Here is an 8713-nt window from a genome sequence, read left to right as displayed (position 1 = left end):
CGCTTATGTTTATCACCGACCGCGGGCAGCTTTACTGGCTTAAGGTTTATAAAATCCCGGAGGGCTCGCGCACTGCAAAGGGCAAGGCGGTAGTAAATTTAATCCAGCTCGGCGCGGACGAAAAGATCATGGCGATCATCCCTACGACCGATTTTGATCCGAGCAAGTCGCTCGTATTTTTTACTCGCAACGGCATCGTAAAACGCACGAATTTAAGCGAGTTTAAAAATATCCGCTCACTCGGCATCCGCGCTATCAGCCTAGATGAGGACGATACGCTGGTGACTGCGCTCATCGCTCCAAACAGCGCCGAGGAGATGCAAAATTACAAAGGAGGCGCTCTAAGCGGCGACGATCTGGACGACGGCGAGGCCGAGGAAATTCTAGAGCAGACCGAGCAGGATATTTTGGAGGGAAGCGAGAATGAAATTTCAGATGAAATTTCGCAAGACGAGGGCGCACAAGAGGGCGAGCCGCAAAGCGCCAACGAAAATATGCTCTTCATCGCTACGAAAAAGGGAATGTGCCTTAAATTTAATCTAAATAAAATTCGCCAGATGGGGCGCATCGCTCGCGGCGTAAAGGGGATTAAATTTAAAGAAAAAGGCGACGAGGTCATCGGCGCCGCGTTTATTTTAAGCGATATGCAAGAAATTTTAAGCGTGAGCCAAAAGGGTATCGGCAAGCGCACGACCGCGAGCGAGTATCGCCTCACAAACCGCGGCGGCAAGGGTGTCATCTGCATGAAGCTCACCAACCGCACTGGCGAGCTCATCGGCGTCGTGATGGTCGATGAGGAGATGGATCTCATGGCGCTAACCACCAGCGGCAAGATGATCCGCGTAGATATGCAAAGCATCCGCAAAGCGGGCCGCAACACCAGCGGCGTCATCGTCGTAAATGTCGAGGGCGACGACGTAGTGAGTATCGCGACCTGCCCGAAAGCCGAGGAGGGCGACGAGGGCGAAGCGGACGAGCTTGCGCAGGATGAAAATTTATTAAATTCAAATTTAGATAGCAAAGATTCGCAGAGCGAGGGCCCTAGCGATGAAATTTTAAAAGGAGGAGAGGATGAGTAGTTACAATATCGCCATCGTAGGCGCTACCGGCGCCGTAGGCGAGGAGATTTTGCGCGTCTTAGACGAGATGAACTTCCCCGTAAAGGACATACTGCCGCTTGCAAGCGCAAAGAGCGCGGGCGAGAAGGTGGAATTCCGCGGCAAAGAATACGTCGTGAGGGAGCTAACGGACAGCACCTTCGACGAAAACGAGATCGACATCGCGTTTTTTAGCGCTGGCGGCTCCATTTCGGCGCACTACGTGCCATTTGCGGCGGCAAGCGGCGCGGTAGTGATCGACAACACGAGCCACTTTCGTATGCAAGAGGACGTTCCGCTCGTAGTGCCCGAGTGCAACCCGCAGGATATCGAGCTATGGAAAGAGACGGGCATCATCGCTAATCCGAACTGCTCGACCATTCAGATGGTTCAAATTTTAAAGCCGCTTGATGACGCGTTTGAAATAGAGCGCGTGGACGTAAGCACCTACCAAGCCGCCAGCGGCGCAGGCAAAGAGGGCATGGAGGAGCTCGTGTTTCAGCTGCAAAAATTTTTTGAATTTAAGCTTGACGAGTGCAAACCTAAAGTTTTCGCGCACCAGCTAGCATTTAACGTCATTCCGCACATCGACGTGTTTTTGGATAACGACTACACCAAAGAAGAGATGAAGATGGTGAACGAAACGCAGAAAATTTTGCATAAAAACTTCGCCGTTTCGGCTACCTGCGTGCGCGTGCCGGTGCTTCGCAGCCACAGCGAGGCGATCACGATAAAATTTAAAAAAGATTTCGAGATTAGCCGCGTGCGCGAAATTTTAAGAAACGCGCCTAGCATCGTGCTCGCAGACGATCCGAGCAAAAATGAGTACCCGATGCCGCTGCTTTCGAGCGACACGAACGAAACCTACGTCGGCAGGCTCCGCAGGGACAATTTCGACGATAAAATTCTGCATCTTTGGTGCAGCGCCGATCAGATCCGCGTCGGAGCGGCTACGAACGCCGTGCGCATCGCGCTTCGCTGGATAGAGCTGCAGCAGGACAGGTAGGATAAATTTAGCAAAGTTCCGAGCCCTTGTGCGCAGATAGGGTTGCGCGCATGATTTCGGCGCCGAAGACCGGCGAATAAATTTGCAAATCAGCTTAGTTAAAATTTAACGCCGCGAGCTGAAATTTTGCGCCTTTAACCTGGCGCAAAATTTTAAAGACTCAAACGGGCGCGACTAAATGGGGTAAATTTACGCGATTGCAAACGAGCGTAAATTTAAACGAACACTTCGGCATAGAGCGGCTTTTAAATTTATACGTCCGCTTGCGGAGCGACTAATCCCGAATTAAAATTTAAGGAAGAAATGAAAGCTATATTTGAAAAATTTTTGCTTTGCAGCAAATCTCTAACGCTTCTGCCTGTTATTTTTTGTGTTGCGGCTAGTGCGACGATATTTGTGATGGCAAGCTACGAAATCGGCTCAGCGCTTTATAAAATCGTGGAATTTTTTCTAACGCCGCAGAGTGGGCGAGCGCTTTACATTGATATTTTAAGCGAAATAATAACGGCGATCGATCTGTATCTGGTCGCTATAGTGCTGCTAATCTTCGTATTTGGAATTTATGAGCTGTTTATCGACGAGTTTCTGGATCTAAATTTGCAAGTTTTAAAGATCGCCTCGCTGGATGAGCTGAAGCACAAACTCGGTAGCGTCATCATAATGGTGCTCGTAGTGGATTTTTTCAAGCGAATTTTGCACACCGATTTTACTACCCCTTTGGATATGCTTTTGTTCGCAGGGGCTATCTTTGGGGTTTGTTTGGCTTTGTATATTTTGAGTAAATTTAAAGGATAAAAATGGTTTTCATCGACGCATGCTTCGGCAAAGAGACCCCATACACGCCCATTTGGATGATGCGCCAGGCGGGGCGCTACCTGCCGCAATACATGGCGGTACGCGAGAAGGCGGGCGATTTTTTGAGCCTGTGCCGCGACTACCGCGCCGCTAGTGAGGTAACGATCCAACCCGTGGAGATTTTGGGCGTCGATGCGGCGATCTTATTTAGCGATATTTTGGTCGTGCCGATGCAGATGGGGATGGATCTGCGCTTCGAAGCGGGCGAAGGACCGCGCTTTAGTGATCCGATCCGCTCCCGGGGTGATTTGGCGCGTCTTGATCCGCAAAAGGCCGCGGCGGAGCTCGGATATGTTTATGATACGATCTCGCTTACTCGCTCGCGCCTTGCCGCGGACAAAGCGCTCATCGGCTTTTGCGGCGCGCCGTGGACGATCGCTACCTATATGATAGAGGGCGGCGGCAGCAAAAATTACGCCGTTTGCAAAAGGATGCTCTACGAAAATCCGCAGCTTCTGCATGAAATTTTGCGCCTCGTTACGGAGGCGACGAAGCTTTATCTGGCGCGCCAGATCGGCTCGGGCGTCGATGCGGTGCAGATCTTCGACAGCTGGGCGGGCGCGCTGGAGCCGAGCGCATACGAGGAGTTCGGCTGGCGATACATCTTGGAAATCACGGAATTTTTAAAGGCGAAATTCCCGCATATCCCGCTCATCGTCTTTGCCAAGGGCACGGGCGCACAGATGTCGCGGCTGAGCCGTATCGCGGCGCGACGAGGCGAGGCGAGCTTTGACGTATGGGGCGTGGATTGGAGCACTCCGATTGAGCTTGCGCGCGAGCAGCTCGGGGGCAAATTTACGCTTCAGGGCAACCTGGAGCCGATGCGGCTATACGACCGCGGCGCGATAGAATCGGGCGTGCGCGAAATTTTAGCAGCGATGAAGGGTGTCGCGCATATCTTTAATCTAGGACATGGAATTTTGCCCGACGTAAGCGTGCAAAACGCCAAATATCTAGTGGATCTGGTGCACGAGCTAAGCGCGCGCTGAAACCGGATTTTGCGAGAGCCTGCTTGCGGCGCGTCGTTGCAAATTTTATAGAGCCGTAATTTAAAATTTCACTCGCCTGGGTCGCTTGCTTTGCTTTCGCGCGATCTTTTCGCTGTTCATAAATTTTAAATTTTGCACCGTTTTCACGCCGCTAAAACAGCTCACGAAACGCAAAGCTCTAAATTTTAAAATTCTGCGCCGTTTTGATGCAACGATACCACGAAATTTTAAAATTTAGCTGCATTTGAAATTTATGTCGCTTTTGCGCCGAGCATGGGATTAAAAAATCTACGCACCGTATCTGCAGCGCTGAAAAATACCGCAAACTTGCGAGTTTAAATTTGGCCTGCGCTTTAAAATTCATGGATCGCGCCCCCTAAATTTAAGGATAAATTCAAAGCTTTAAGCTTAAAATTTCGCCGTAGCGGGGCGGCGCGCGGAAGTGGAATTTCACATAAAAGCGGCGCTAAATTTCGGCACGCGGAGCTTAAATTTCAAGGTATAAATTTGCTACGTAGAATTTTAAAAGCTCGATGCAAAGCGTTATTGGTGCGAGACTTGAGATCGGTATAAATTTGCTACGTAAAATTTAAAAGCGGGATTTCCTAGCTAAATTTTTTAAAAGCAAATTTCAGTAAAATTTCACGATGCAGAATTTCAAATTAAAATTTTGCAAATTAAAATTCCGTAAAGTAAAGTTTTAAAGCGAAATCTTGTGCCAAAAACGCCGCTGCACGTAAATCAATCATGGAGCAAAAATGAGATATATTTTCGGACCCGTAACCTCGCGCAGGTTCGGGCGCAGCCTCGGTATCGATCTGAGCCCGCAGCGCAAGCAGTGCAACTTCAACTGCGTCTACTGCGAGCTGGGCGCGGGCAAGCCGGTAAGTGCGATGAGCGAGCCCTGTGAGATCGGCCCGGTCATCGCCGAGCTGAAAACCGCGCTGCAAAGCCACGCGGGCATTGATGTCATTACGATCACAGCAAACGGCGAGCCTACGCTGCATCCACGCTTTGCAGAGCTCGTAGACGCGCTAAAGGCGCTGAATCTGCCGCAGAAGCTGCTCGTTTTGTCAAACGGCTCGCTCGCGCGCGAAAACAGCGCGGCCCTAGCGAAGCTTGATATCTGTAAATTTTCGCTAGATAGCGCGCTTGCGAGGAGCTTTCGCAAGGTGGACGGTCCGCATGCAGGCATTAGCGCCGAGGATATCGTAAGCGCGATCTCGGATTTTGCGCGCAAGTTTCGCGGCGAGCTTGATATCGAAATCCTAGTCGTGCGCGGGCTAAACGATACGCAAGAGGACTTTGCGGCGCTGAATGCGGCTTTAGCTCGCATCAATCCGCACCGCGTAGATATTGGCACTATAGATCGCCCGCCCGCATACCGCGTAGAGGGGGTGAGCGAGGCGCAGCTGCGCTATCTAGCCACTTTCATCGAAAATCAAAACGTAAATATAATCGCCGCGCCCAAATACGCAAGCGAGCGGCTGAGCTTTAGCGAGGATGAAATTTTGCGCACTCTCTCGCGCCGTCCGCAGCGCACTAGCGACGTGGAGGCGATGTTTGATGAAGCGAGCGCGCAGCTTTTAAAGCGCCTCGTGGGTGCGGGCAAAGTCGTTTTTAAAGACGGTTTTTACGAGATCGCAAAAGGCTAGGGCGTTAAATTTTAAAAGCTCTTTTGCGGCGCACCGCGGCAAAAAGCGGCTTGCATTTTGGCGTCATCGCAGGCGGTGCCCGCCGTACGCAAGCTAGAGAGGCGGCGCAAAGACAGCGCGTTTAAATTTAATGCCGAAGTTGCGTTGCCATAGATAGAGCGCTTGCCGCACGCGAGCTAAAGGCAGCGCAATGCTAGCTAGCGTTAAATTTAGCGCCGAGTTGCGCCGCTGCCGCAAAGATACCGGCGCACCAGGTTTGGGAAGCGATCCTGCTGCGCGGGGTGCTGATTTTTAAATAAGCCAAGCTGCGCTCAAAAGCGTCGCTAAATTATGAAATTTATACACACGGAGCAAAGATACAGACCCTAAACGGCGCTTTTTAGTACCGATGGATTATTGAAGCAGGCCTAATGGATGGCAAAAGCGGGTTTAGACCTGCGGGAGATCGCGAATGCACGCCTTTAAATTTAGCCTGCTTGCCGCGCTCGCTTGGAGTTTTTGCGCTTTAATCATCCGCACGCCGAATGTGCGCCCATTATGCGATACCTGCGTGCTCAAAGAGCTGCGATCGGATAGTATAAACGCCGCGAAATTTTATCGCATATTCAGTCTTTAAATTTAAAATTTAGCCCGCAGAATTTGATTGCGCCGAAATTTTAGCGCAGATCGCGCTAAAAGCCTCGCGCCATAAATCATCGCGGCCGATAAAATTTAATTCGCGCCGTTTTGCCGCGATAAAATTCTGTGGAATTTTTTAAATGCTAGCCGCAAAATTTCAAGCCGTTGCGAGCCTTGCGGCGACGCCAAAATTTTGACGCGATAGAATTTTGCAGCGAAATTTTACGCCACGCGGCGTATCCGCTAGAGAGTGTTTGGGCGATAAAATTTAGGGCAGAGCTGCGGGCAAAATTCTAAATCCAAAGTAAAATTTCGCCCGTTAAATCTAGCGCGCGACTATTTCGTCGATCCAGCTAAAAAGCTCATCCAGATCGTAATCGCCGCCGTGTCCTTGCCCCCAAGGCACTGCAAAATCGACGTTCTTGCCCGCATTTTGCAAGCTAAGCGCCAAAATCGCGGGGATTGCAAGCGCCGTATCGCGATCGCTCGCGCCGTGTCGGATGCGGTAATGCTTCGCGCCGTTTTCGTTGCGCACGAAGCTCATCGCATCCATCATCTCTACGATCCGCACATCTGCGATTAGCACCCCTTTGGCGGGGTCATTCATCGCGCTAAAATCAGTAAAATGCGCCGCATTAAATTTGGCGCCGCCGAACAGCTCGTTTTCGGGATTTTCAAGCGCAAAGCCGTCGAATGCGGGCGGGGTCTTGGCGCGCGGCTCGGCAGTTGCATAGCCCCAAAAAAGCATATGCGATTGCGACGCGTCGTCCTTGATCTTGGCGGCTAGGTATAGGGGCGCCTTCGCGCGCGGATTTTTCGCCGCAAAATTAGCAAACGATGCCGATATGAGTCCGTTTATGTAGTCCTTGAAGCTGCCGTCGCCGTTTTTATCCAAGCTTAGCGCGCGGCCGCCTCCGTCCTTTAAGTTTAGCGAGTTCAGATAGGCTGGGAATTGCGCCTTTAGCTCGTCTGAAATTTTAATCTGCGCTGCGCTTAATTTGCCGCTTAGCATCTTGCGCGCGGGCTTTGCGGCGCTTTGATCCGCGCCTTTTTTGGATTTTTTTTCGGCGCCGCTAGAATTTTCGCCGCGTTCGTTAAATCCCGCCGCATCAAAGCCGCTAAAATCCATCTTTTCATATTCGCTCTGCGCGCCGAACATCCACTCATACGCCGCGTCCGCGTGCTTTAGATTTGTGATCGGGCAGTATGCGGACGCCGCGTAAATTTTATCGCTCGCCTTCGCAGCGCCCAGCTCTTGCAGATACGGCTCGTACGCGGCCTCGTCTCCGCTCGTGCCCAAAAGTGCCGAGAGCGCTCCGCCCGCGCTCGTGCCGTTTGAGACGATCTTGTTTGCATCCCCGGGCATCGCCGCGTCGTTAAATTTCAGATACCGCACGGCTGCCTTTAGATCGACGATCGCTGCGGGCGCCTTGCCGATATAATCGCCGTTTGCGCCTTTTAACGTGCGTCCGCGCGCTGCGGGAGCGGCTACGACGTAACCGCGCGAAAGCGCCGTAGCGATCGCGTTTGGTTTGCCGCTTTCGTCTATTTTGACCTCGCCCGCTTCGCCGGGCATGTAGCCGCCCACGCCGTTTGGTAAAAATATCGGCGCGCTCGCGGCGTCAAATTTGCCGCTCTTGCGCCCCTCAAAATACTGCTGCGGGATGAAGATATTCATGCTCTGATAGCGCGCGCTTACGGGTTTTGCGACGTAGATTATGTTTTTGTAAGCGCGAAATTTTATCTTTTTGCCGCCTACGATCACGCTTTCTTGCGTAAAATTTGCGGCGTTAAATTTCAGATCTATTTGCACGCTCTGCGTCGTCGCGACCTCGGCGTTTAGGCTTAGTCCGCCGCAAAGTATCGCAGCGCCTAAAGCAAGGGATTTTTTATTCACTGAAGTATCCTTTATATTTTAATATTGCCGCTTTTTAGCCCTTTAAGCAGCCTAGTGACAAAGCTAATTTTAGCAAAACTCGGCGAATACTTAAATCCGCTGCGCGCCTAAATTTTGAAATTTAAACGCAAAGGCATCTGCAAGTTGAAAGGAATTTTAAACTCGAAGTGTTATTTTAGTGGGCATTTGCGATCCGCCGCCGTAAATCCGGCTGCATTAAATTCCGCTCGTTAATTCATAAGCTTGAGCTGCGTTTCGAAGGCGGATTTAGGGTAGAGGCCGATGAGCTTTTTGACCGCTTTGCCGTTTTTATCGTAGATCACCGACGTGGGGGTGCCGAAAATGCCGCCTACGATGGTTTCAAAGTATTTTACGGAGTTTGCGCCGCTGACGCTTGGGAATTTTATCCCCTTTTCGCGGGCGACCGCGGCGTCGGCTTCCAGACCTTTACCGTCGCCTAAAACGCCGATAATTAGCGCGTCGCCGCTAGCTTGCAGCTCGTTTAGTGCGGGTACTTGGGCTTTGCACGCGCCGCAGCTGCTAGTGTAGAAAAACAGCACGAACGGCTTGTCGTTGCCCTCGATCTTTAGCGTGCG

7 protein-coding genes are annotated in these 8713 nt (G+C 51.3%); 5 read left to right on the top strand and 2 right to left on the bottom strand.

All coding sequences use genetic code 11. The features are described from left to right. From Q0257_RS03375 to Q0257_RS03355, 5 genes are all read left to right on the top strand, one after another. A partial coding sequence (locus tag Q0257_RS03375; protein WP_298021545.1) for a DNA gyrase C-terminal beta-propeller domain-containing protein occupies positions 1-1079 on the top strand: 1079 nt, incomplete at its 5' end. Further along, a complete protein-coding gene (locus Q0257_RS03370) occupies positions 1072-2103 on the top strand; it encodes an aspartate-semialdehyde dehydrogenase (protein WP_298021542.1) in 1032 nt (343 codons plus the stop codon). The genes Q0257_RS03375 and Q0257_RS03370, both read left to right, overlap by 8 nt. 303 nt (positions 2104-2406) lie before the next feature. Beyond that, entirely contained in the window at positions 2407-2898 is a 492-nt protein-coding gene (locus tag Q0257_RS03365; RefSeq protein ID WP_298021539.1) for a YqhA family protein, read from the top strand. 2 nt (positions 2899-2900) lie between these two features. Beyond that, positions 2901-3947: a uroporphyrinogen decarboxylase gene (hemE, locus tag Q0257_RS03360; RefSeq protein ID WP_298021536.1), complete on the top strand. Its 1047-nt coding sequence runs from the start codon at positions 2901-2903 to the stop codon at positions 3945-3947. A 758-nt stretch (positions 3948-4705) separates the two neighbouring features. Further along, a complete protein-coding gene (locus Q0257_RS03355; protein ID WP_298021533.1) occupies positions 4706-5602 on the top strand; it encodes a radical SAM protein in 897 nt (298 codons plus the stop codon). 943 nt (positions 5603-6545) lie between these two features. Here Q0257_RS03355 and Q0257_RS03350 read toward each other — a convergent pair. Continuing rightward, entirely contained in the window at positions 6546-8117 is a 1572-nt protein-coding gene (locus Q0257_RS03350; RefSeq protein ID WP_298021530.1) for a subtype B tannase, read from the bottom strand. 230 nt (positions 8118-8347) lie between these two features. Then, the coding region (locus Q0257_RS03345) for a TlpA disulfide reductase family protein (RefSeq protein ID WP_298021527.1) at positions 8348-8713 on the bottom strand (366 nt) is incomplete at its 5' end.

Source organism: uncultured Campylobacter sp. (assembly GCF_938018035.1).
In the GTDB taxonomy this organism is placed as follows: domain Bacteria; phylum Campylobacterota; class Campylobacteria; order Campylobacterales; family Campylobacteraceae; genus Campylobacter_B.
Note: the sequence above shows the minus strand (reverse complement) of the source record. Positions and strands in the feature narration are given on the sequence as shown.